General features: G+C 59.8%; 15 protein-coding genes and 1 pseudogene. 11 read left to right on the top strand and 5 right to left on the bottom strand.

Translation table 11 applies throughout. From position 1 onward, the window contains the following. Window positions 1–26 precede the first annotated feature (26 nt). The 7 genes from ACLCGK_RS27900 (at window position 27) to ACLCGK_RS27870 (ending at window position 14,315) form a co-directional block, all read left to right on the top strand. A complete protein-coding gene (locus tag ACLCGK_RS27900; protein WP_410953370.1) occupies window positions 27–359 on the top strand; it encodes a hypothetical protein in 333 nt (110 codons plus the stop codon). Next, on the top strand, window positions 344–1,441 hold the full coding sequence (locus ACLCGK_RS27895) for a hypothetical protein (RefSeq protein WP_410953369.1): 1,098 nt from the start codon (window positions 344–346) through the stop codon (window positions 1,439–1,441). Before ACLCGK_RS27900 ends, ACLCGK_RS27895 begins: the two co-directional genes overlap by 16 nt. Continuing rightward, the gene (locus tag ACLCGK_RS27890) at window positions 1,438–4,323 is read left to right on the top strand and encodes a hypothetical protein (protein ID WP_410953368.1); all 2,886 of its coding nucleotides are present in this window, start codon (window positions 1,438–1,440) and stop codon (window positions 4,321–4,323) included. Before ACLCGK_RS27895 ends, ACLCGK_RS27890 begins: the two co-directional genes overlap by 4 nt. Beyond that, on the top strand, window positions 4,313–8,275 hold the full coding sequence (locus tag ACLCGK_RS27885; protein ID WP_410953367.1) for an RHS repeat domain-containing protein: 3,963 nt from the start codon (window positions 4,313–4,315) through the stop codon (window positions 8,273–8,275). Before ACLCGK_RS27890 ends, ACLCGK_RS27885 begins: the two co-directional genes overlap by 11 nt. A gap of 238 nt (window positions 8,276–8,513) precedes the next feature. Next, window positions 8,514–10,502, top strand: a complete 1,989-nt coding sequence (locus tag ACLCGK_RS27880; protein WP_410953366.1) for a hypothetical protein — start codon at window positions 8,514–8,516, stop codon at window positions 10,500–10,502. A gap of 114 nt (window positions 10,503–10,616) precedes the next feature. Then, a complete protein-coding gene (locus tag ACLCGK_RS27875; protein WP_410953365.1) occupies window positions 10,617–12,797 on the top strand; it encodes an autotransporter outer membrane beta-barrel domain-containing protein in 2,181 nt (726 codons plus the stop codon). Between the two features lie 60 nt (window positions 12,798–12,857). Beyond that, the gene (locus ACLCGK_RS27870; RefSeq protein WP_410953364.1) at window positions 12,858–14,315 is read left to right on the top strand and encodes a hypothetical protein; all 1,458 of its coding nucleotides are present in this window, start codon (window positions 12,858–12,860) and stop codon (window positions 14,313–14,315) included. Here ACLCGK_RS27870 and ACLCGK_RS27865 read toward each other — a convergent pair. The 4 genes from ACLCGK_RS27865 to ACLCGK_RS27850 all read right to left on the bottom strand — a co-directional run bounded on the left by ACLCGK_RS27865 (window position 14,299) and on the right by ACLCGK_RS27850 (window position 18,762). Further along, window positions 14,299–15,042, bottom strand: a complete 744-nt coding sequence (locus ACLCGK_RS27865; protein WP_410953363.1) for a molecular chaperone — start codon at window positions 15,040–15,042, stop codon at window positions 14,299–14,301. The genes ACLCGK_RS27870 and ACLCGK_RS27865 overlap by 17 nt on opposite strands. Before the next feature lie 57 nt (window positions 15,043–15,099). Continuing rightward, on the bottom strand, window positions 15,100–15,645 hold the full coding sequence (locus ACLCGK_RS27860; protein ID WP_410953362.1) for a fimbrial protein: 546 nt from the start codon (window positions 15,643–15,645) through the stop codon (window positions 15,100–15,102). A 180-nt stretch (window positions 15,646–15,825) separates the two neighbouring features. After that, complete coding sequence (locus ACLCGK_RS27855) at window positions 15,826–16,236, bottom strand: PA2817 family protein (RefSeq protein WP_410953361.1); 411 nt, start codon at window positions 16,234–16,236, stop codon at window positions 15,826–15,828. 78 nt (window positions 16,237–16,314) lie between these two features. Beyond that, a complete protein-coding gene (locus tag ACLCGK_RS27850; protein WP_410953360.1) occupies window positions 16,315–18,762 on the bottom strand; it encodes an acyl-CoA dehydrogenase in 2,448 nt (815 codons plus the stop codon). Window positions 18,763–19,044: 282 nt separating this feature from the next. Between ACLCGK_RS27850 and ACLCGK_RS27845 the strand changes: the two genes are divergently transcribed. The 3 genes from ACLCGK_RS27845 (at window position 19,045) to ACLCGK_RS27835 (ending at window position 21,521) form a co-directional block, all read left to right on the top strand. Further along, complete coding sequence (locus ACLCGK_RS27845; protein ID WP_024086519.1) at window positions 19,045–19,668, top strand: glutathione S-transferase; 624 nt, start codon at window positions 19,045–19,047, stop codon at window positions 19,666–19,668. 144 nt (window positions 19,669–19,812) lie between these two features. Beyond that, on the top strand, window positions 19,813–20,745 hold the full coding sequence (locus ACLCGK_RS27840) for an ABC transporter ATP-binding protein (protein WP_013971560.1): 933 nt from the start codon (window positions 19,813–19,815) through the stop codon (window positions 20,743–20,745). Beyond that, window positions 20,742–21,521 (top strand): ABC transporter permease, encoded by a 780-nt coding sequence (locus tag ACLCGK_RS27835; protein ID WP_003260104.1) that lies wholly within the window; start codon window positions 20,742–20,744, stop codon window positions 21,519–21,521. Before ACLCGK_RS27840 ends, ACLCGK_RS27835 begins: the two co-directional genes overlap by 4 nt. Before the next feature lie 9 nt (window positions 21,522–21,530). On the opposite strand, the pseudogene ACLCGK_RS27830 reads toward ACLCGK_RS27835, so the two are convergent. Next, window positions 21,531–22,037 (bottom strand): annotated as a pseudogene (locus ACLCGK_RS27830) (DUF2062 domain-containing protein); the annotation flags it as partial. 142 nt (window positions 22,038–22,179) lie between these two features. Here ACLCGK_RS27830 and ACLCGK_RS27825 point away from each other — a divergent pair. Beyond that, on the top strand, window positions 22,180–24,393 hold the full coding sequence (locus ACLCGK_RS27825; protein WP_410953359.1) for a DNA internalization-related competence protein ComEC/Rec2: 2,214 nt from the start codon (window positions 22,180–22,182) through the stop codon (window positions 24,391–24,393). The last annotated feature ends 137 nt before the right edge of the window (window positions 24,394–24,530 follow it).

Here is a 24,530-nt window from a genome sequence, read left to right as displayed (position 1 = left end):
AAAAAACGTTCTAGTGAGAGTTTATCATGAAGAAGAATACTGAAGCTGTGCCTGGCGAGCGTTTGTCGAAGGAGGCATATCTTGAGCTCATGGCGAGCGAACTCGAAGATTTTAACTGGGATGCAATTCTCGTTTATGACAGGGCCAAGACGAACGTAATTTTCAGGCAGGAGTATATCAAACGGTTCAGCGGGAAGTCGTGGCTTCCACCTGTGACTTTCGACGGTGACTCTACGGCTACCACGATTGAGCGTGTCATCGACTATCGGCTTGACAAGCCAACCAGTTTGCGCAAACAGTGCTTGAGTCTGTGGGCTATAAAAAGGAACTGGACGAAATCCGCATGCCGGAGTTGGTGAAAGGCTTTGGTGATCTGGACCCGCAAATCAACCTTTTCCTTCTGCACAACCTGCTGTTTGAAGGCGACCAGGTGTTTCGCACGGATAGCATTGAAGTGCCCGGCCCGGTGGCCATCCTCGGACAATTGAGCCCGGAACTGACGTCCTTCCAGGTCGACCCTGTCGAAACCATAGTGAAAGAAAACGGCAAGTGTTTCTTCAAGATTACCGGTGCAGATGTTCCGGTTACCTGGTCGGTCGCCAATCTTCCAAATGAAACTGGTAATCCCGGTACAATCATCGCAACCACAGGGGAGTATACCGCTCCCCCTCGAGCAGAGCTTCCCGACAACCATAAGCGGGTGATCGTCACTGCGACTGCAAAATCGGGTAGTGCAGTGAGTCGGGCATTGGTTGGCATCGTAAGCCGGACAATTGGCCTGGATCCGATCGTAATGTCGGCCAAATATGGTTCATATAAATACAAGGTCCGTGCCTCACCTTTGGATCCCGACGAAAAGATTACCATCCGTATGTCAGACGGCGCACTGGGCCATCTTGAGGAGGACCCGGAAGCAGACCCAGACGCACTGTATTCCAAACTTTACGTAACTCCTGCTGCACGAGCGGGCATTGCTCCGGGGCCGGAACCCGTTCCGGCGCAATGGTTGGAATATCGCAAGTCCGCAGCATGGACACCTGAAGAAGAGCTATCCCAATACCTGCATATCGAACAGGTGATTGCAGAAGGCTCCAATGGGAGCAAGCAGGAAGTCGAAGTGCTATTGCTCAAGAAGAACGTCACCAACTGGTTCGAGTTCAAGCAGTCAGGCGACGGCATCCAGTTGGAGCATTGGAAGGAACATAAATCCCTGGGTGATCAAATCGTGCCCCCTGAAAAGACGCACTGGTTCAAGGTCAAGGGCGCTGGAACGCTGGTTGATGGCTTGTACACGCCAGATCCCTCCGCTGACGAAACCTACGCGGTCATCGTGGCAATCGAGGAACACGATTCTGACTACAAATGGGTCCTGACGATACTGCCAATCCCGTTCGTTGGTGTTGAACGCTACCTCGATATGCTGAATGAGGATCTGAAATGAGCATTTATTCCAAAGACGCACTGCTCGAACGCTTGCGCCAAGGTGATGTGATGCATGATTGGGGCGCGATCGTGGCGATCAATGGTGCGCAAATCAATCACATGCTGGAGCAACAGTTTCTCGCCACGTTCGACGACCAACGTTTCATCATGCCCTTTGACGATACCTTCGCACTGGATGAAACCCAGACCGAATTCCTCACACTTTCCAATGTGGTGCTTGGGCCACCGCGTCTGTCGTTTGAAAACTCCTACATGAGCAATGCCAAGGCAACGGTCACGCTGCCCATCCTTACCGGTAGCGTCGTTTCCAAGCTGCATTTCACTGGTCGGCCGCCGCGTCTGAACTACAGCATGAACCTGCATGAGTACATGGGGTATGAGCTGAAGATGACAACCATGTTGCAAGTCAAGGCGACCGGGGTGAGCAACCAGGGCCGTTTGACGCTTGACCTGGCGACGGGCGATAGGCCGAGCTGCAACCTTGGGTTGACCGAACAGGCAGCTCAGATCATTGGTGATCGCATGACCAGGCAAATCATGGCGCATCCCTCGTATCGACAGACCACGGTTGCCGTGACACTGGACTTCAGTGATTTCGGGCCGATGTCTCCTATGGACTTCACCGTGCGCACCCAGCCCCATCCGGAAGGCCTGCTGAAAGATTCGCCACATGCTGGAGAGGGGGCGCTGGTGCTGTTTTGCCGGCTCACGGTCGGAGCGCGGAACGGCACACTTCCGGCGGACCCGGCCACCTTCCCCTACCTGATTCCGGATGATGCCGGCGTCGATGGGGCGCCAAAGTTCAATACCACCGTGTTGTTGAACCAGGACCTCAAAGGCCTGTTCAAGAACTATCAGGCAGGCATGCTGGATCAATTGCGTATGCCCAACGCACAGGCAGTGGGCGTTCTGGAGCAGCATGACCCTTTGGACCGGGTGCTGTTCGGCAGCATCGGCCCCACCCCCGATACCTACAATGTCGAGCCGCTGCGCTCGCAGATGCAGGTTGGTCAGCAGCGCCAGTTCAGCTTGAGCGGGGGGGCGGCGATCAAAGCCGACCAGCAGCTGTGGGGGGCCGAGCTCATGCAGTTTTCCACAGGCGCCGCGGATATTACCCAAGCCGGGAATTACTCTTCAAAACCCGAAACCTTCAGGCAGGCGCAGCAGGTGATGGTGGTTTCCAACCACTTCCAGGCACAACAGGGCACACAAGTGCGCAATGCCCTGATCGTCGAGTCGGTCAAGGCCCTGGAAGTTTCACCGCGGGTGGTCACCTGGTCGGAGGGCGAGCGGGCTATCACGCTTTTCAGCTCGGATAAATCGGCAACCTTCACGATAGCGGAGGGTGAGGACAAGCTTGGTGAACTGAACAACCTGGGGGGTGGGTTGGCAACGTTCCAACCATTCCCGCCTGAACAGAATATCCCGGAAGTGCTGATGCAACGCATTCAGGCAACTGCCAGCAACGGGGAAAAAGCCGAAGCGCTGGTGGTCATCTATGCCTTCACCGGGACGCTTACACTGAAGCCAGATTATGTGCCCCAGATCGATGCCGCAAAACCCATCCAGTTCGACCTGGCCAAACAGCAGGTAACCTTGGAAAGTGGCCAGTCCTTGAGCTTGCCTGACCCGACTGTGGCTACTCGCTGGGTAGTGTTCGGGGAGGGTGACATCACCCCGGACGGGCTCTACACCCCGCCGTCCAAGCGTTCATCGATTGCAGCTGTGGTAATGGCAGAAGTTGGCGGAGACCCCAGCGGTTATGCAGTGGTCGAACTGGCCGAGCTGTCGACGGCACCGCCGGTCTGGCGCAGCTTGCTTCGTTTCTCGCTGGAGGTTCGAGGCTCGCGAGAATGTCTGGCCAACGGCATGCAACAGATAGAAGTGCTGGTCACTATCGAGACCGATAAAGTGGGCGAACTGGAAATCCCGTTGAGCCCGACCGAGATGTCGACGCTGAGGTTCTATGACAACATAGGCAACGCGCAACTGCCGTTCGTGGATGCCGATGCCGATGGGGTTCTTCCTGGGCCAGGCGTTGCGCCCTGGTATGTCAACCTGGCTGAAAACCCGTTCAAGTCCCGCGGAGCCCCGACCGAGCGCGCTGAAGTTCGCGGAGAGGGCGCGACCAGGCGCAAGCAGTTCTACTTCCAAAGCACCCAGGCCGGCCACCCGGAGTTCTACGCCAAGTTCACCAAGGACGGCGGCGGTGAATGGGACTCCCGCGGCAAGGACGGCACCTGCAAGTTGGATAGCCTCGCTGCCCCCACCTTTCCGCAATCGGACTACACCTTCGAGCGTCGCCGAGTGTTCAACCATCCCGCCCCTCCGGCTGGTAGCTCGGATGAATTCAGCTTCAGCGACGAAACCATCGACTACTGGACTTTGTCGTGTCACCACCTGGGTGTCCCGGTGCCTTTCCTGAAATGCAAGCTGAATGCGGCATCCGCTGTTCGTTGGGAAAGCGAGCAAGTCAAGGAAACCTACTTCAGCTATCTGTCTTATGCCTTCCATCCATTGCGAGGACCCGCACCGACGCAACTGACGATCGACGGTCGCCTCGAGGCAATGGCTGAGGAGTTGAAGTACGAAGGACTGAGAACCGACTTTGTGGACAATCAGGTACCCAACAGAGGTGTTCTCATGGTCTGCCTGCATCGCGTGCCTGACATGCCGTACTGGCACGACAAGATGGCCGACGGCAGCATCCAGAAGATGTACCGTTCCGCCTTGGACAAGCCGCTCCAGGCACAACTGTTCGATGAAGAAGGCAACCTTCATGAAGTGCGAATCGACTTCCTGAGCCGTACGTTGTTGGACAACCGCAACCTTCTGGCAATAAACATTGGCACAAAGGGGGACAGTGGCTATGACCAGTAAAAACTGGCTGCATTCCAATGCGTTCAATTTCATGAGTTTCATGCAGAACAGTGTCGACCCGCGTACCGCGCAGTACGCCCTGTTCATCGCCTTGCCGGAGTTGATAGGCAATTATCTCATGGGGCCATCGCTGCCACTGCGCCTGGGGTTCAACCCGATGAGCAGCCAGGATGCAGGCTTTGGTCATGGCTGGAGTTTGAACCTTACGCAGTACTCGCCTGCCAGCAACATGCTCGAATTGCACACCGGAGAGCGTTACAAGATCACAGGCTCCGACCTCGGCGATGGCACCGGGCTGGGGATTGACGAGCGCACGGTGGAATCCTTCCACATGCACGAAGACACGCATGGGGCCCACTGGCGGGTGGTACACAAGTCCGGCCTGGTGGAATTTCTTGAACTCAAGGGCAGCGAAAACAAGGTTGCACTACCAGTACGCGTCGAAGGCCCTCTGGGGCACTGGATCACCTTGGCGTACAACGACAGTTACAATGACATTCCCTGCCTGACCAGCATTGTAGATGGCACGGGGCTCAAGTTGCTGGAGCTGACCTACAGCAGTGGTGAAGTAATTATCGATCTGCATCCAGAGTCCGGCAGTCAAGGCCGCGCGTTGGCAACTTATACCATTAACCTGAGTATCGAAGGTTCACCGGCACTGCGCCTGCCCCAATCGGTGCAATTACCCTTTGACCATGATGATCCCTATGCGAACAAGGGCAGTTGGCGCCTGAAATACCGCCACTTGAAATACGAAGGCGAGCGCAACCTGGCCGTTTTGAGCAAGGTGGAAAACCCGGTGGGCGGCACTGAAACCATCGATTACGAGTTCGGTGATAATATTGGCCATCGCTTCCCAGGGGATGCGCATCCGGCATTACCCAGGGTGGTTCGTCATCTCATCGAACCTGGTGCCGGGCAGCCAGCCATGCTGACTACCTACGCGTACTCGGACAACAACTTCCTGGGACGGGGGGCCTCTGGCGTCAGTTGGGTTGACAATGGCTTTGACAACCTCTACCAGTTCACGGGGTCGGACTTCGAGTATTCCACGCAGATTACCCACTATCTGCACGCCGACAAGCCGAAGGATGCGCCAGATCAAGTATTGAAAACGGTTACTCAATACTACAACCGTTTCCACCTCATGACCCGCCAGGTCAACGCGCAGAACGAGCACGTGCACGAAGTGGTCACGCAGTACCACGAGCAACCTGGCTTGTCCTTCAAGCATCAGCCGAAGTTCTTCCAGATGCCCCATGTCGTGACGCGCCGCTGGAAAGAAGGCAGCGGCTGGGCACGGGAGGAGTGTGACACGACCCTATACGATGATTACGGCAACCTGCTCGACGAACTGCTGGCCAACGGTGTGCGCACCCGCTACGCGTATTACCCCAAGGAGGGGGCGGGTACCGACTGCCCACCGGATCCTCATGACTTTGTGCGCAACGTGCGCGACACGGTCGTGATACCTGGCGCCGGCGCGCCGGGGCAACCGGTGGCGCCTATCCGCTGCACTCGCCTTACCTATGAGCGCGTGGCTGCCAAGGTGGGCGCCCATGATCGGGCGGGTGCGCTACTGGTCAAGAATGAGACCCTGCTGAAACTTGCCAGTGAAAGCGACCAGATCGGCCAACCCTACAGTTCGACGGATTATACGTACTACCGGATGCACCGCGTCGGGCTGGAATATGGCCGTATCCGATCCCAGGTCACCACACTCGACAATAAAGCCACGAAGAATGCCTACACGTACGAGATGTCGGAGGCAATCGGCGCCAATGTGCTGCAGACGGTGCAGACCCATACCGGTTTCGACCATGGTTCGGAGCAGGCGTACGGTAGCCCCCATCATGCTCAGAAGCGCACTACCCTGCGTCAGGATGTGTTGACCAACCTGCCAGTGCTCAACCGTGACGACAACGATGTGGAGATTGCGTATGTCTACGATTCGTTGCGGCGGGTGATCGAGGAGATTGTCACACCCAACCACCCCGAATTCAGGGCTTCGCGTCGTTACAGTTACAGCTTGGTTACCTTGACCGGTCAGCAGGCCGAGGAGACCAGTGAGAATGTCAAGGGAGTGGTCACCCGCACCTGGGTCGATGGCCTGAACCGCGCGGTGGCGCAGGAACGTCAGGATGCGGACAACCCCGATACCTTGCGTGCCGAGGCATTGCGTGCCAGTTACAAGATGACCTACGACGGCTTCGGCAACCTTGCCGAGGAAACCGAATACGATTGGCTGGACTATGAACCTGAAAAGGTCGATGCCCGGGCCGCGCAACAGGTTGGCAAGCCGGTTGTGGCGACCGCGGCGGAAACCGCCTATATGACGCGCTACCTCTACGATGATTGGGGCCAGCAGTATTGCCAGATCGGCCCCGACAACGTCAGGCATTTCGAGCAGACCGACCCGCAGGGCAGCGATCAGTGGAAGGATGGCCCGGTACAGACCAGCTGGCGCGAATCGGAGGATGGCGAGCTGCGTGATGCCAGCACGGGTGAACTGCTGCTTCCCGATGGCGCCGGTCGAACCGGCAAGACCGTCAGTTGGCTCAACCGGTTCGAAACGCCTGTGCGGGTGGAGCGCTTTACCATCGACAGGCCGGGCGTGCCCGCCAAGTCCTACAGTGTGCAGCAGAACCACTACGATGGCCTCGGGCGCCTGACGCAAGAGATAGATGCTCGCAGGGCCGACAAACGTTTTGTCTACGATGTGTTTGATCGGCTGGTGGATGAAACCTTGGCAGACGGTAGCGTGGTTCACCGCGACTATGCCTCGCACAGCGGTGAAGATTTGCCGGTGCTTATCAGGGTCGGTGACAAGGTGCTCGGTGAACAAGTGTTCGATGGCCTGGATCGCATGGTCGTGTCGATTACCGGTGGGCGCAGGCGACAGATGTTCTACCTGCCCGGCCAGCGCAATCCAGACAGGGTGATCACGCCAGCGGGTGAGAGCATTTACTACGAGTACAACCCTCAATTGAATGAGGAGCCTATCAGCCGCAAGGTCGTCGACCCGACAACCAAGGTGGCTGCACAGAACTTCGAAGCCACGTATGAATACGATCCGAAGGACGCGCACCTGACCACTGCCGTGGAGCAAGGTGAACTGCTCAAACGCACCTACTTCAGCACGGGGGCGGTCAAGTCTGAAGTGCGTAACGATTACACCATGTATTACCAGATGAGCCTGCGTGAACGTGCATTGACTTACACCGATGTGCTCGGTGCGATTCAGCGCTATGACTACAACGCCGCAGGCCAGTTGGAACTGACAACGTTAGGGGGCGTAGAGGCACGCTTTACCTATGACACGCTTGGCCGACAAATCAAGATTGCTACCCGAGAAGGGGGGCAGTTCCTGATCACGACGTTGAGCTACGATGAGTTCGATCGAGAAGTATTGCGCACGTTCACCATGAACAACGCGGTGCAAAGCCTGGCGCAGGATTACGATGTACGTGATGCCTTGATCTTGCGAACGCTGCACGAGGGTGAGCACTTACTGCGCAAGGAGACTTATGACTACGATGATCGCGCGCGGTTGGAGCGTTATACCAGTGAAGGTGAACTTTCACCAGTTGATCCATTTGGCAAGGTCATCCGTGAGCAGAAGTTCCGCCTGGACGAAATCGACAATATCATCCTGGTTGAAACGGTGTTTCCTGGTGGCAGCAACAAGGCATCCTACCGATTCGAGAATCCACAGGATCCGGCACAGTTGACCAGTATCAGTAATAATCACCCTGATTACTCGAGTGGTAATGTAACGCTTGAGTATGACCATAATGGGTGCATGACCAAGGATGATGCCGGGCGTAATCTGACCTATGACGGTTTGAACCGTCTGATCGAAGTGATCGTGCCTGCAAACGGCGATGTTCCCGAGCAAACAAGTCATTATGGCTATGACCCAGTGGATCGTTTGGCCAGTCAGGATAGCTAGAGTCGAGTGATTCAATCGTGAATGAAAAGGCCCGTGCTTGCATGGGCCTTTTTTTTGCCTGTGAAGGACGGATGGGTTTCAGGTACCTGATAAAAATGCCAGTTGTGATGCGGGGTGATTGAGTACAGGCTTCAGTCAGGAAGGAGCTGAAGTTGTATTCGAAGTTTCGGGCTGCTGACACTGGTCAAGTGTCTGGGTAGCTGAAACATACCTGCGCCGATTAACGGGAGATCTCGGAATGAGTCAGTCAGTTGGTAAGCGGTTTTTAGTGGAAAAGGGGCAGCCGACACTACACCCGATTCGCATTCGTCATGCTCAGCCTCAAGCGTTGAATGCCCCGGGAGTTGCCCCGGAGTTGATCGCGGACCCCAAGGACAATACGGTCAAGGTTGAGTATTTGGAAGATGACGGCAAAGTGCTCCAGATTACTATTCCTAATTGGCCAGTAATGGCGCCGGTTGGCAGGTATGACCTTCTGACGGTTACACATGACCAAACTGGCAAGACGCTTCTGGAAGAGCAGTTTGATATTGATGATGCCGGCCGTTTCCCGCTTCCGATCCCGTTTGATCGTTTGCAGTTGGCGCAGTGGGCGGATGGCGATCACAGTTTTAGTTACGAGGTAAAACAGTACACAGGTTCCACAACGGGATCGGATAAACTGACATTAAGATTTGACCGGAAACCCCCGTACGATAAAGCGACGCCCGATGCATTTCCGGTGATTGCCGATATTACTGATGCGACTATTACAACAGTAAAACTTTCATTGCCCGCTTATCCGGATCGGGCCGACGGCGACAAAGTGTTCTGGTTCTGGCTCAACAAAGTACCGGGTGAAGGTGAAGTCGTCGACCCCGATGGGGCCGTCGACGTGGGTGCATTGCCGCAGGATATCGCCGTGCCTGCCGAAACCATCCGAGAGTTGGGAGATGGCGGTGTATACGCGCTGTACGTGCTGAAGGACAAGGCGGGTAATCTCAGCCGGCTTTCGGCTCCTCGAGCTGTGGGGGTGGCCATCGGCCCCCCGCCTGACAGTTTGCAAGCCCCCCTCGTGGCGGCTGCCGATGATGGTGTGATCGACCAGCAGGATGTCTTCGACGGCATCGTCGTGCAAGTGCTGGCCTTCGCCAACGCCAAGCCTACCGACGAGGTGCGGGTGATTTGGGGTAGCGATACGTCCGAGTGGCGCGAAGTGGGTAGCCTCAACGCCTTTCCGATGGATTTTCGGATAACACCGACCGTCGTTTGGGGCAGCTACGGCGCCGGCAGCACGGGCGCGGTTGCGGTGAAGGTGGCGTACGAAGTGCGCAGGGGCACCGTGCCGCAAGGTGGTCGGGACATCGATGTCATGGTCAATCTCGAGCGGGTTGGCCCAGTCGGCCCTGGCCCTGATCCAGATCCGGAGTGGCCGAAGCCGGTGAACCCGCGGTTGCCGCTTCCTGCTGTTTACGGCAAGAGCTCCAACACCGAGAACGCATTGCGTCCTGATGATGAGTTCGAGGATGCACAGTTATTTCTGCAAATTGATGCTTCGTTGCAGGAGGGCGATGTACTCACGTTCTACTGGGACGACACCCATCTCGACACATTGGACTATCCATTGGCAAAAGAGGATATCGGTGATGAGCTGGAATTCGCGGTGCCATGGGCGGCCATTGCTGCGAGGGGCAACGATATCGTTCCAGTCCACTACAAGGTCAGGCGACCGGGCAACCCGAACGTTGTATGGTCCGATACCGTCGATGTAGACGTGACTGCCATCGGCATCCATCCGGAGCAACCAAAGTTCCTGGGCGGCAATACCAGTGACCCTATCGGCTGGCTGACCTGCGATGCGCTTTACGATGACGGTGATCCAGATAACCCGCTTGACCCTGCGATCCGTGTCCAGGTACCGGATCTGGCGCAGTATGGGCTCCAAGTGGGTGACAAGGTGACGCTGAAATGGACTGCCGTTCAAGGATTTGTTGGCGAAACACCAGTGCCTGGTGTGGATTTGGACGAAACAATCGACCTCACAGCGACCAACATCAATGGTTTCGTCTGGCGTGTCCAGCCTTATGCACAACATATTCTGCCCATCTTCAATCCTCCTACCGACAATGATGGGCGAGGACGGGTCCACTACGAGTTTGAGTTGGCAGGGCGTACCTATGAATCGGACATCGAAGAGCAGGTTGTTGCCGTGCACGACGCTGCGGGCTCCTGCCCATTGAGACCCTGAGGATGTGAGGAAAGGCCGTCCATTCGGCATTTGTCGGCTTTTCCTACATATCGTGGCGGTTTTTCTTTGTAGCTTTGTAAGTCTTCGACGCATTTCTTACAGGCGAGCTTTCTTATGAAGTCTATTAAGTGTTTCGGTTTGAATGTGGTAACCCGCAGCCTCAGAGCATCCTTGCTGCTGCTTTGGGCGGCTCCGGTTTGGGCGCAAACCATTGTCGATGGCAAGTTGAACATCGATGCTTCGACCGCACCCGACAGTTACCTGGTCAGAGCCGGGGGGCAATTGAATGCCACTGGCGCCACCACCCAGCGCATCAGGGCAAACGCAGGCAGTGAGTTGAACTTGCAAGGCACCACGGTTGATGGGGGAACATTGGAAGGCGTGACGCTCATTTCGGCAAACGGGACTATCAGCGGTAACAGTTCCATACGCGCCGACCTGTTCGGGTTGAGCCTTGCTCGTCAAGGGGTGGTGGGCTCAACGGTGACAGTCAGTGACAGCCATATTGAAGGGGGACAGGGGGGGGCGTCACTGAGTGCCGGCTCTGCACTGGTGCTGGAAAACAGTTCGCTGGTCAGCAATGGCAACTCGGGGGCGGCGCAATTGTTCGGTAACGCCAGCCTGATTGCCAGCGGCAGCACAATCAGTGGGGCACGCATCGGTCTGGAGATTCTGGGCGACCCAGATTTTGCCGATGCGGCCAATGTAAGCCTGGTCGGGTCTCATGTCGAAGGGCTGGACGGTTCTGCCATCGTCGTAGGCGATGCCTTCCTGGGGCCAGCGAGTGCCAATATCCTGGTCGGAGCGGGTTCGACCCTCAAGGGCAGCAATGGCACCCTGCTGGAGGTGGTGGGCAACTCCACTGCGAACCTGAGCGTCGACAACGCTCAACTGGTAGGGGATGTACGTGCCGAAGAAGGCTCGACCGCGAATGTGAGCCTGGATAACCATGCCAGTCTGACCGGCCGCCTGGAAAATGTGGCAAGCCTGACGCTGGCCAATCAGGGGCGTTGGACCATGGTCGAGGACAGTCAGGTCGACAACCTGCAGATGAACGGCGGGGAGGTACGCTTCGGTGAAGCCAATCAGTACCAGCGTTTGACCCTGGGTAGTTTGTCGGGGAGCGGCACGCTCATCATGGACGCCAATTTCGCCAACGGGCAGACCGACTTCCTGGAAGTGACCGGGAATGCCAGCGGTAATCATAGCTTGCTGGTCGGTAGCAGCGGCGCCGAGCCGACCGCGCCGAATTCATTGCACCTGGTTCACATCGGGAGTGGCGATGCTTCGTTTTCGTTGCTCAACGGTCCGGTGGACCTGGGTGCGTTTTCCTATGCCTTGGCGCAGCGTGGCAACGATTGGTTCCTTGATGGCTCGAGCAAGGTCATCAGCCCTGGCACTGCATCGGTGCTGGCGTTGTTCAATACTGCGCCGACGGTCTGGTACGGTGAGTTGACCAGCTTGCGTGGGCGCATGGGTGAATTGCGACTGGACGAGCGCAAGGCAGGGGCCTGGGCCAGAGCTTATGGCAACCAGTACAACGTCGGCGAGCAGGCAGGTTACAAGCAGACGCAACAAGGGTTTTCCCTGGGGGCGGACACGCCGTTGCCTTGGGGCGACGGGCAGTGGTTGGCGGGTGTCATGGCCGGGCACAGTTCGTCCGATCTCAACCTGACCCGTGGCGGTTCTGCCGAAGTCAAAAGCTACTACTTCGGCCTGTATGCCACTTGGCTCGATGCAGGTAGCGGCTATTACTTCGATGGCGTGGTCAAACTCAACCGCTTCGACAACGATTCAAAGGTGACTCTGAGCGATGGCGAACGTGCCAAGGGCAGCTACGACAACCTGGGTGTCGGTGGGTCTGTAGAGTTCGGCCGTCATATCGCCTTGGGCGACGGTTACTTCGTCGAGCCATATACACAGTGGTCGGCAGTGAGCATCGCGGGCAAGGACTACAGCCTGGACAATGGTCTCAAGGCACAAGGTGACGACACCCGATCGCTGCTGGGCAAGGCCGGTGCCACCCTGGGGCGCACGTTCGTCCTGGGTGAGGGGCGTTTCGCCCAGCCCTATGTTCGCGTCGCGTATGCCCATGAGTTCGTGAGCGATAATCAGGTGAAGGTCAATGACCATCGTTTCGACAATGACCTGGCCGGTTCGCGTGGTGAACTGGGGGTCGGAATAGCGGTGGCGCTGGACGAGCGCCTGCAAATGCATGCCGATTTCGATTACAGCAATGGTGAGCGGATCGAGCAACCGTGGGGTGCGAATATCGGCGTGAGCTATCGCTGGTAACGTTGGCCAAGGGCGAGCGAGTGCTCGCCCTTGGCGTTTTGGGTTTTGGAGGAAGGCATCATGCCTATGGATTCGTCACGCGGCGTTAATTTACTCGAACCTCCTTCGACACCAACGGCGCTGGAGGACATCCCGGATGGCGCGCCTGGGTTGTTGCCGGTTGCAACACTGGGCCTTCCCTTGCGGGTCGAGGTTCCAATGTGGCCGATTTCCAATCCTGGGCCGGGTGGTAACCGGGAAACTCTCTCTCTTTTCTGGAATGGCGATTTTATTGGTGACAAGACCTGGTACGCCGAGATCGATCCTGCCGAGTTGTTCATTGATGTGCCGGCCGACTACTTGCTCAAGGAAGGTGAGTTCCTGGTTACCTATCGCGTTCGGGGCTATAACGGATACAACACTGAATCCAGAGCTTTGACCTTGACCATCGATCGCACTGCACCGATTCTGGGAGGAGACAGAGGACGGCTTGAATTCCCTGACCTGGGCTCACAGCCGGTAACTGACAAGTTTCTCAAGGACCATGGCGAAGTGTTGCGGGCGAGCGTGCCGGACTATCAGGGATTCATGCCGGGCGACACGATCGTCTACTACTGGGATGACGAGCCGCTGGACAACACCCAGGTAGGCGAACGCACCTTGACCGCTGCGGATGCCGGCCAGCCGGTGCTCATTGAATATGACGGCAAGATGATCCGGGAGCGCGGTGATGGTGGCCGCTATGCGCAGTATCTGCTGCGTGATCGTGCGGGAAACACCAGCATGACGTCTGTGCCCAAGGCCGTCACCGTCGATGCCAAACCTGTACCTCGTGTATTGCCCTGGCCTGAAGTGCCGCTGGCGGCTGGCAGTCAGGAGCAGGTGGTCCTGCAATTGAGCGACATGTATGAGCCACTGGAAATACGGATACCCGATTCGGCTGTCATTCATCCGGGCGAGCCGTTCTCGGTGGAATGGGCTCCTGGATTTTTCGGTGAGCAGTTGCTGCCGGGTGTGGAGGGGGGGCGTCGCTACTGCGTTGGCGAGCGTCATGTAGTCGCCATGAGCGGCAAGACAGTACCGCTGCGTTACACGGTAGACGCAAGCGACGGCCCCTGGGTATCGGCGGTCAGGCAAGTCATGGTAAAGCCGTTTCCACGCAACATGATGACTATCCCAAAGCTATCGGGTACCAAAGGTAATATCTTCTCATTGAAGGAGCAGACACGGGATCCTGCGATTACCCTGGCGCCCTGGAAACTGATCGGTCTGGACCAGAGGGTTCGCATCGATGTCACTGGGGTATCCGCTGAGGGAGCCGGTAGCACTCTGCCAGTCATGCAGGATCATGCGATCACCGACGCAGAGGTGACCTCTGGGATCGGTGCAAACGGTGAGGTAACGGTGCTGCTGACATTTTTGGGCAGTTTGCAGCTGGGGCAGCAATTCTCGGTAGAGGTGAGGGTCAGTTTCGACGCCGGCCAAACCTGGCCGGACTTGCCGAATTTCGAGCCGCTACATATCACCTTGCAGCCTTGAGAGTCAGTGGCTGCTGGATGACGGCAGTAGAGGCCCCATAGTCGTTGAGGGTATTGAAAGTTACCTGTAGCCCTTGCAGCCTGCGGATTTTCGTCAGGCGGTAGGACTGTTGGGCGAAAGGAAGTGCCATGGCCATGGCGCTGGGTTTTTCCGATTGCCCGGCACCACTGACTTCCAGTTGGTCGAAAGTGAAGTGAAATGGTGTCGGGTTGTCGACCACCAGATACAGGGCGTCATCGCGTTGCTGCAGAAACCAGTTCAGTTGCTTGACGTTATCCTGCGGCAAGCCCTTGAGTTGGGTGGGGCGATAGAACAGCTTGATGCGGGTACGCATGGCGACGTTCAACTGGTTCTGGCCAGACGTTTCCTGCTGCGGAATTTCCTGGACATTGAAGAAGAACAGCGACTCACGGTCTTGCGGAAGGTCGTTGGGCAGACGGTTGATCTGCACCAGCTGGTCTTTGCCCGGGTCCAGGCGGAACAGCACCGGGGTTGGCACCAACGGTACGGCGGTGAGTGTATCGTCCGCCTGGGTATTGACCCACGTCTGCACGGCGAAAGGCCTGTTGGTCGGGTTGGCGACCACGACCGAAGAGCTGCGAGCGTCGCTGGCGTGAATCACCCGGGTGGCGTTGATGGTCAGCGCGGCTTCGGCGGCTGGCAGTGAAAGGGCCAGGCACAGAGGGAGCAGGGCGCGTCGAAGGCGTTGGTATCCAGTGTTAGACATTATTTGCACAGAGCGTTGTGAAGTAGGGGCCGCGCCGCGCTCGGCGCGGCCAGGGGGCTATTTCAGGTCGAACACGAAAGGAATCGTGGCGTTGACTGGCCCGGCGGTGACAACGGCTGCGGTCGAGCGCAGGTTGGCGTAGAACAGCATGGTGCTTTCGCCGGTGGCGTTCAGGTCATATTCCTCGGATTCGGCTCCCCAGGGGATGATTGTGCGGGTGTTGTCCTTGATTGCCAGAGCTACGCCAGCGGCGCTGCCAGGGTGCAGTGCATGCAGAGCGTCGCCCGTGCCTGCTGGGCCGTCTTTGCCAGCGAAGGATACGACACCTTTCTTGCCGGTCGGGTCGCAACCGGTTCCGGCAGTGATGCTAATGCCAAAGCCCACAGGAGTCGACTCTTTGTCAATGGCGCCCGAGAGCTTGGAAGCTTCAGCCTCAGGCAACACGATTGGGTTCAGTGTCGCACCGTTATAAGGGTCGACAATCTCGATGGAGCAGGTGTTGCCGTTGACTTTGCCGGTGAAGAGGATGGTGTCGGTGTCTGGCAAGGCATGGGCCGTACTGGCGGCCACGGCCAAGCCGAGGGCGGTCAAGGTCTTTTTCATTGGAAATACCCGTTGGTCAGTTTTTGAGTCCTGGTCAGCGCTGGTCAGCAATTGCAGGGCCGCATGCAGGTTAAGCAGGCCGGCACCGAGCGTCTGTAAGGCGAATCAACATGAGCGCGGGGGATTGCGGTTGGCTACAGCGTCAAGTCGCGCCTCGATCAGGCGCGACTGTTTAGGTGGTCAGTGGCTGGCAGAGTCGCCTGGTAACGAGAGCAGTTGCTTTTCCTGGTGCCAGTCGAACGGCTCGTCGTTCTGCTCCGCTTCGTAGCGGCGCTCTTCAAGGCGCTGGTACAGGTCCAGCTCCTCGTCAGGCATGTAGTGCAGGCAGTCTCCACCGAAGAACCACAGCAGGTCGCGTGGAACCAGGTGCGTGATTTGCGGGTAGCGCTGGATCACCTGGCAGATCAGGTCCTGGCCCAGATATTGGCTTTCCAGCGGATTCTGCGGCAGCAGGCTCAGCAGTTCGTCGAAGCGCTCGAGGAACAGGGCGTGGCTTTCCTCCGGTACCTGCTCGGCGTCACCCAGGGCCACCAGGATGGTACGCAGGTGGTTAAGCAGTTGCAGGTGGTATTCCAGGTGGGGATTGGCCATGGGGCGGTCCTCGGGTAGGTTGAAACGGGGGCGGAGTATACGCGGGTTACAGAAGGGGCCGCAAAACGGCCCCCTGGCTCAGCGTACCTTGCCTGGTTCGGGTAGCAACTGTGTCTTGTCGAAGGCATCCACATCGATCACCGCCCGGCGGGCGTGCTCTGCCTCCTGCAGTCGTTGCCCCTCACCAGGCTGTAGCGCACCGCTTTCCACTGCCGCATCGATTATCGACTGCCCCGTTGCAGGCTGAATCTTGCCTTCCTTGATAGCCTGGTGCAGTGCCTTGTGCAGTGGGGCCACCCCATCCAGCAAGTCGGCGGCCCGCTGTAGTGCAGCTACCGGGTCGCCATCGGCCTGCGGGCGGAAGCAACCTGCAAGCAGTTCCTCCAGGGCTGGGTCGCCCTTGCTGCGACCGATCAACGCCGCTACTTCGGCATCCAGTTCATCGCTTGGGCCGGTGTGGCGGCGGCCGAAGGGGAACACCAGCACGCGCAACGCACAGCCGACAAAGCGGTTGGGGAAGTTGTCGAGCAACCGATCCAGGGCTGTTTCTGCCTGGCCCAGGCTTTCTTCCATCGCCCAGCGCAGCAAGGGTTGCATGTGTTCCGGTGAGCCCAGGTCGTGATAACGCTTGAGCGCAGCGCTGGCCAGGTACAGGTAACTCAGCACATCCCCCAGCCTTGCGCTCAGCCGTTCGCGGCGTTTCAGCGCACCGCCCAGCAGCATCATCGACAGGTCAGCCAGCAGGGCGAAGGCCGCTGCCTGGCGGTTGAGTGCACGGAAGTAGCTTTGGCTCAGGGTATCGCCGGGCACGGTTTCCAGTCGCCCCAGCCCCAGGCTGAGTATCAGTGTGCTGGCCGCATTGCCGGCGGCGAACATGATGTGTTTCATCAGCAGGTCATCGAATTCCCTCAACGCCTGGTCACGGTCCTCGCGCCCGGCCAAAGCCATTTCCTTGAGCACGAACGGATGGCAGCGGATGGCGCCCTGGCCGAAGATCATCAGGTTGCGCGAAAGAATGTTGGCGCCTTCGACGGTGATGAAGATCGGCGCGCCTTGCCAGTTGCGCCCCAGGTAGTTGTTCGGGCCCATGATGATGCCCTTGCCGCCATGCACATCCATGGCGTGCTGGATGCACTCGCGGCCACGCTCGGTGAGGTGGTACTTGAGGATCGCCGACAGCACCGAAGGTTTTTCGCCCAGGTCCACGGCCTTGGCGGTCAGCAGCCGCGCGCTGTCCATCAGCCAGGCATTGCCGCCGATGCGTGCCAGCGACTCCTGGATGCCTTCAAAGGCGGCCAAAGGAACATTGAACTGTTCGCGGATATTGGCATATTGGCCTGTGACCAGGCTGGTGTATTTGGCAGCGCCAGTGCCTACGGCCGGCAGGGAGATGGAGCGGCCTACCGACAGGCAGTTCATCAGCATCATCCAGCCCTTGCCGAGCATGGCCTGGCCACCGATGAGGAAATCCAGCGGCACGAATACGTCCTTGCCGCTGTTGGGGCCGTTCATGAACGCGGCGCCCAGTGGCAGGTGGCGTTTGCCGATTTCGACGCCGGGCGTGTCGGTAGGGATCAGCGCCAGGCTGATACCCAGATCTTCCTGCTCGCCGAGCAGGTGGTCCGGGTCGTAGGCCTTGAACGCCAGGCCCAGCAGGGTGGCGACGGGCCCGAGGGTGATATAGCGCTTTTCCCAGTTCAGGCGCAGGCCGATGACCTCTTCGCCGTTCCATTGCCCCTTGCAGACCACGCCGGTGTCAGGCATGGCGCCTGCGTCGGAGCCGGCCAGCGGGCCGGTGAGGGCGAAGCAGGGGATTTCATCGCCACGCGCCAGGCGTGGCAGGTAATGGTTGCGTTGTTCGTCGGTGCCGTAATGCAGCAGCAGCTCGGCCGGGCCGAGCGAGTTGGGCACCATCACGGTAGAAGCCAGGTCGCCGCTGCGGGTGGCCAGTTTCATCGCCACCTGGGAGTGGGCGTAGGCTGAAAAGCCCTTGCCGCCATATTCCTTGGGGATGATCAGGGCGAAGAAGCCATTCTGCTTGATATGTGCCCAGGCTTCGGCCGGCAGGTCCATGTCCTGGCCGATCTGCCAGTCGCTGACCATGGCGCACAGTTGTTCCGTCGGGCCGTCGATGAAGGCCTGTTCTTCTTCGGTCAGCTGCGGAGCCGGGTAGGCGAGCAGGGTGCGCCAATCTGGACGGCCGCTGAACAGTTCGCCGTCCCACCATACGGTGCCGGCGTCGATCGCCTCGCGTTCGGTTTGCGACATCGGCGGCAGGGTGCGCTGGAACCACTTGAACACGGGGCCTGTGAATACCTTGCGGCGCCATTCCGGCAGCGCCACCAGGGCGACTTTCAGGGCCAGCACTATCCAGATCAGGGTCAGCAGCCAGCCGGGAGCACTGCTGAAAATGCCCATCAGCAGTACATAAGCCGCCATGATGCCAAGAATCTGCAAGGGCGCCAGGCGCCGGTGCGTGAGGTACGCCGCGCCGATCACCAGCACTACCAACCACAACAGCAACATAATCGGTCCTCCTTGGAACCAGGGGGGGTAAGCCGTCCCAGACAGCTTAGACGCAACGCTGAGAATGGCCGGGTCAGAACAGTGACAGGGTATGGCGGCGGGAGTTTCAGTCCGGTGTTTGCCTGTACCGGCCTCTTCGCGGGTGAACCCGCTCCCACAGGTACTGCATCACTCTCAGGTCTGGCGCAGAACCCTGTAGCGGGTTTACCCGCGAAGAGGCCGGTACAGGCGACGAAAGTCTGGAGTAGACTGCACCACCTCCGCATTCATAAGGACGTTGCCATGCTGAAGATCTGGGGCCGCAAGAATTCGAGCAATGTGCGCAAGGCGCTATGGATCGCCCACGAACTGGGCCTGGATTTCGAGTCGATCGACGCCGGCGGCGCCTTCGGCGTGGTCAACGAGCCGCACTACCGTGCCCGCAACCCCAACGGCCTGGTGCCGATGCTGGAAGACGGCGACCTGACCCTGTGGGAGTCCAATACCATCGTCCGCTACCTGTGCGCCGAGTACGGTGCGGAGCAGGGCTGGTACCTGGACGACCCGCGTCAGCGCGCCCTGGCGGACAAGTGGATGGACTGGACCACCTCGTCCTTCGCCACGCCGTTCCGCCCACTGTTCTGGGGCCTGTTGCGCACCCCGGAAGACCAGCGCGACTGGGTGGCGATCAACGCTGCGCACAAGCAATGCGCCCAGCTGCTGGCCATTGCCGACGAGGCCCTTGCCAAACAGCCGTACCTTTCCGGTGACCAGATCGGCATGGGCGACATCCCACTGGGCAGCTTCATCTATGCCTGGTTCGAAATGCCCATCGAGCGCCCGGCCATGCGTCACCTGGAGGCCTGGTACGAGCGCCTCAAGGCCCGCCCTGCGTACCAGGCAGCGGTAATGACTGCGCTGACCTGATCGAACACCACGGCTACTTCGATAGTCATTATCAATACACATGACTGTACTTGTGCGGCCAGGCCAAGCACCATTGGCCGCACTCACTGCGCCAGTGCCTTTACCTGGCGTGTCCTGCACCTTTTTCTCGGTAAGTGACCCGCTATGAGTTCCGCCCTGTCCATCCGACAGCTGACCAAGACCTACGGCAACGGCTTCCAGGCCCTCAAGGGCATCGATCTGGATGTTGCCGAAGGCGACTTCTTCGCCTTGCTCGGCCCCAACGGCGCGGGCAAGTCCACCACCATCGGCATCCTCTCCACGCTGGTCAACAAGACCAGCGGCACGGTCAACGTGTTCGGCCACGACCTGGACCGCGAGCCGTCGGCGCTCAAACGCTGCCTGGGCGTGGTGCCGCAGGAGTTCAACTTCAACCAGTTCGAGAAAACCTTCGACATCGTCGTGACCCAGGCCGGTTACTACGGCATCCCGCCCAAGGTGGCCAAGGAGCGAGCCGAGCAGTACCTGACCCAGCTCGGCCTGTGGGACAAGCGTGACGTGCAGTCGCGTTCGCTGTCGGGGGGCATGAAGCGCCGCCTGATGATTGCCCGCGCGCTGATCCACGAGCCGCGCCTGCTGATTCTCGACGAGCCCACCGCCGGTGTGGACATCGAACTGCGCCGTTCGATGTGGAGCTTCCTCACCGAGCTGAACCAGAAGGGCATCACCATCATCCTCACCACCCACTACCTGGAAGAGGCCGAGCAGCTGTGCCGTAACATCGGCATCATCGACCACGGCACCATCGTCGAGAACACCAGCATGCGCCAGTTGCTGGGCAAGCTGCATGTCGAAACCTTCGTCCTCGACCTCAGGCAGGACCTGGCCACTGCACCGGTGCTGCAGGGCTACCCGTGCCGGCTGCTGACCCCGCACACCCTGGAAGTGCAGGTGGACAAGGACATCGGCATCACTGCGCTGTTCGGCCAGCTGGCGCTGCAGAACATCGAGGTACAGAGCCTGCGCAACAAGACCAACCGACTCGAGGAGCTGTTCGTGTCCCTGGTGGAAAAAAACCTGTCGAAGGTGGCCGTATGAGTGTGGAACTGCGCACCAACTGGGTCGCCCTGAATACCATCGTCTACCGCGAGGTGCGGCGCTTCCTGCGTATCTGGCCGCAGACCCTGCTGCCGCCAGCGATCACCATGGTCCTGTACTTCGTCATCTTCGGTAACCTGATCGGCCGGCAGATCGGCGACATGGGTGGCTTCACCTACATGGAGTACATCGTGCCGGGGCTGATCATGATGTCGGTGATCACCAACTCCTACGGCAACGTGGTGTCGAGCTTCTTCGGCAGCAAGTTCCAGCGCTCCATCGAAGAGTTGATGGTGTCGCCGGTTTCGCCACACACGATCCTCGTCGGTTACGTGCTGGGTGGCGTGCTGCGCGGCCTGGCGGTGGGCGTGATCGTGACCTTCCTGTCGCTGTTCTTCACCCACCTGCAGGTGCACCACCTGGGTGTGACTGTGGTCGTGGTGCTGCTGACCGCCACCATCTTCTCGCTGCTGGGCTTCGTCAACGCGGTGTTCGCGCGCAATTTCGACGACATCTCGATCATCCCGACCTTCGTGCTGACGCCGCTGACCTACCTGGGCGGGGTGTTCTACTCGATCAACCTGCTGCCGCCATTCTGGCAGACCGTGTCGTTGGCCAACCCGGTGCTGCACATGGTCAACTCGTTCCGCTACGGCATTCTAGGGGTGTCGGATATCAGCATTGGTACGGCGATTACCTTCATGCTGGTCGCCACCGCGGTGCTCTACCTGGTGTGCGTTCGCCTGCTGGTCAGCGGCCGCGGCATGCGTGCCTGAAGCCTTGCACCGGCATTGGCGCAGACGCCACTGCCGGCCCACCCACCAGCGCCAGTAGAGCATGGTGGTGAAGTAGCCAAGGATGCCCAGCACCACACCGCACACTACCGAGCCGAGCAGGAAGGGTTGCCACAGCGTCGACAACTGGTCGGTGATCCACTGGAAAGTCAGTTCGTCGGGCAGGGTGCGCGGCGGTACCTGCATCAGCCAGGCACCGGTCATGTAAGTGACGAAGAATACCGGTGGCATGGTCAGCGGGTTGGTCAGCCATACCAGGCTGACCGCGATCGGCAGGTTGCCGCGCAGCGGAATGGCCAGCGCGGCAGCCAGCAGCATCTGCGCCGGCATCGGGATCAGCGCCGCGAACAGGCCAACGCCCATGGCCCTCGCCACCGAATGGCGGTTCAGGTGCCAGAGGTTCGGGTCATGCAGCAACTTGCCGAAAAAGCGTAAGGACTTGTGTTCCCGAATACTGGTCGGGTCCGGCATGTAGCGTTTGAAAAGTCGGCGCGGCATGTAGGCTCCCGGAGCGTTGATCCGGGCAGTATGCCCTGATTCCCGCTCAGCCTCGTTTAGAGTTTGTGACAATTGTTGAGCAAGCGCTGCCGGCAATTGGGCTATGCCTCAGAAGGTGATTTCGCTTCTGGAGCTCTACTTCATGCGCACAGGGATGTTTGCGCTCGCGCTCGGGCTGTTGTGCCTGGGCTTTCTCCCCGCATTGCCATCGGTCGGATGGCTGGTGCTGCTGGCTGTAGCCGGTGGCATCGGCCTGTTTACCCGGCTGTGGCCACTGGGCTGTTTTCTGTTGGGCCTGTGTTGGGCCTGCTGGTCTGCGCAGCAGGCGCTGGATGACCGCCTGGCAACCGGGCTGGATGGCCGCACCTTGTGGCTTGAGGGTCGGGTGGTCGGCCTGCCGACCCGGACTGCGCAGGGTGTGCGCTTCGAGCTAAACTCGGCCCGCTCGCGGCGGGCAGAGCTGCCGCAGCGCCTGCAACTGAGCTGGTTCGACGGCCCGCCGCTGCGCGCGGGCGAGCAGTGGCGGCTGGCGGTGACCTTGCAGCGCCCGGCGGGGCTGCTCAACCCGCATGGGCCGGACCGTGAGGCGCAATTGCTGGCGCGGCGGGTCGGTGCGACCGGTACGGTCAAGGCCGGGCAGTTGCTGGCGCCGGTTGCCGGCGGCTGGCGCGACACGCTGCGCCAGCGCCTGCTGGCAGTCGAGGCCAATGGCCGGCAGGCAGCGATGGTGGCGCTGGTGCTTGGCGACGGGGCGGGCCTGGCCCGGGAGGACTGGCAAACGTTGCAGGCCACCGGCACGGTGCACTTGCTGGTGATCTCTGGCCAGCACATCGGCCTGGTTGCCGGCTTGCTGTATGGTCTGGTTGCCGGGCTGGCGCGTTGGGGGCTGTGGCCCGCTCGTCTGCCGTGGCTGCCCTGGGCGTGTGGCTTGGCCATGGCTGCGGCACTGGCCTACGGTTGGTTGGCTGGTGGCGGTGTACCGGTGCAGCGTGCCTGCCTGATGCTGGCCGTGGTGTTGCTCTGGCGCCTGCGTTTTCGCCAACTGGGTGCGACCTTGCCGTTGTTGCTGGCGCTGGTTGCCGTACTGTTGCTGGAACCGTTGGCCGCGCTGCTGCCCGGGTTCTGGCTGTCGTTCGCAGCCGTGGCCACGCTTGTCTATTGCTTCAGTGCCCGCCTGGGCAGCTGGCGGCCCTGGCAGGCCTGGACGCGGGCGCAATGGGTGATTGCGATCGGCTTGCTGCCGGTACTGCTGGCTACGGGCTTGCCGGTGAGCTTGAGTGCGCCGCTGGCCAACCTTGTTGCGGTGCCGTGGGTCAGCTTGGCAGTGCTGCCATTGGCGTTGCTGGGCACTTTGCTGCTGCCGTTGGGCGGGGTAGGGGAGGCGCTGCTCTGGCTGGCGGGTGGTTTGCTTGATGTGCTTTTCCGGCTGCTGGCGCTGGCGGCGCAGCAGCCGGCGTGGCTGCCACCAGCCCTGCCGTTGTGGGCCTGGCTGCTGGTGTGCCTGGGCGCGCTGCTGGTTTTGATGCCCCTTGGCGTACCACTGCGCGGGTTGGGTGGTGTAATGCTGCTGGCGCTGTGGGTACCCCGGGAGACGGTGCCGTTCGGCCAGGTCGAGGTCTGGCAGCTGGACGTCGGCCAGGGGCTGGCGGTGCTGTTGCGCACTCGGCATCACAACCTGCTGTACGACGCCGGGCCGGCCAGGGGCGAGAGCGACCTGGGCGAGCGGGTGGTGTTGCCGACCTTGCGCAAGCTGGGGGTGGGCAGCCTGGACCTGATGCTGGTCAGCCACGCCCATGCCGACCACGCCGGTGGTGCTGGCGCAATCATACGTGGCCTGCCGGTCGAACGGGTGATCGGCGGCGAAGTGCTGGATGACATGCAACTGCAACCTTGTGCCAGTGGCGAGCAATGGACGTGGGATGGCGTGCGCTTTTCGCTGTGGCGCTGGGCTGATGGACAGAGCAGCAATGACCGCTCCTGTGCGTTGCTGGTCGAGGCGCAGGGTGAGCGGTTGTTGCTGGCGGGAGATATGGAAGCCGGTGCCGAACGGGCCTGGCTGGCGGCCACAGAAGCGCCGCGGATCGACTGGCTGCAGTCGCCGCACCATGGCAGCCGCAGTTCGTCCAGCGAGGCCTTCATCCGCGCCACGGCGCCGCGCGGGGTACTGATTTCGCGCGGGCGCAACAACAGCTTCGGGCACCCGCACTCGCAGGTGGTCGAACGTTATCGGCGGCATGGGGTGGTGATGCATGACACAGCGGAGCAGGGGGCGTTGCGGTTGGTGCTGGGGAGGCTGGGGGAGGTCGAGAGTGTGCGCCGACAGCGGCGTTTCTGGAGGGATGCGGGCGGTGGCTGAGCAGGCCCTTTCGCGGGTAAATCCACACAGGGACGGCGTCGCACTTGAGATCACGCGGTACCTGTGGGAGCGGGCATGCCCGCGAACACCGGCAAAGCCGGTGCCATCCACCGCGTCGTCTTTTTCGCGGGCGCGCC

It is taken from the genome of Pseudomonas sp. S1(2024) (assembly GCF_046557535.1).
The sequence above is the reverse complement of the archived record's forward strand: the minus strand, read 5'-3'. Positions and strand labels throughout refer to the sequence as shown.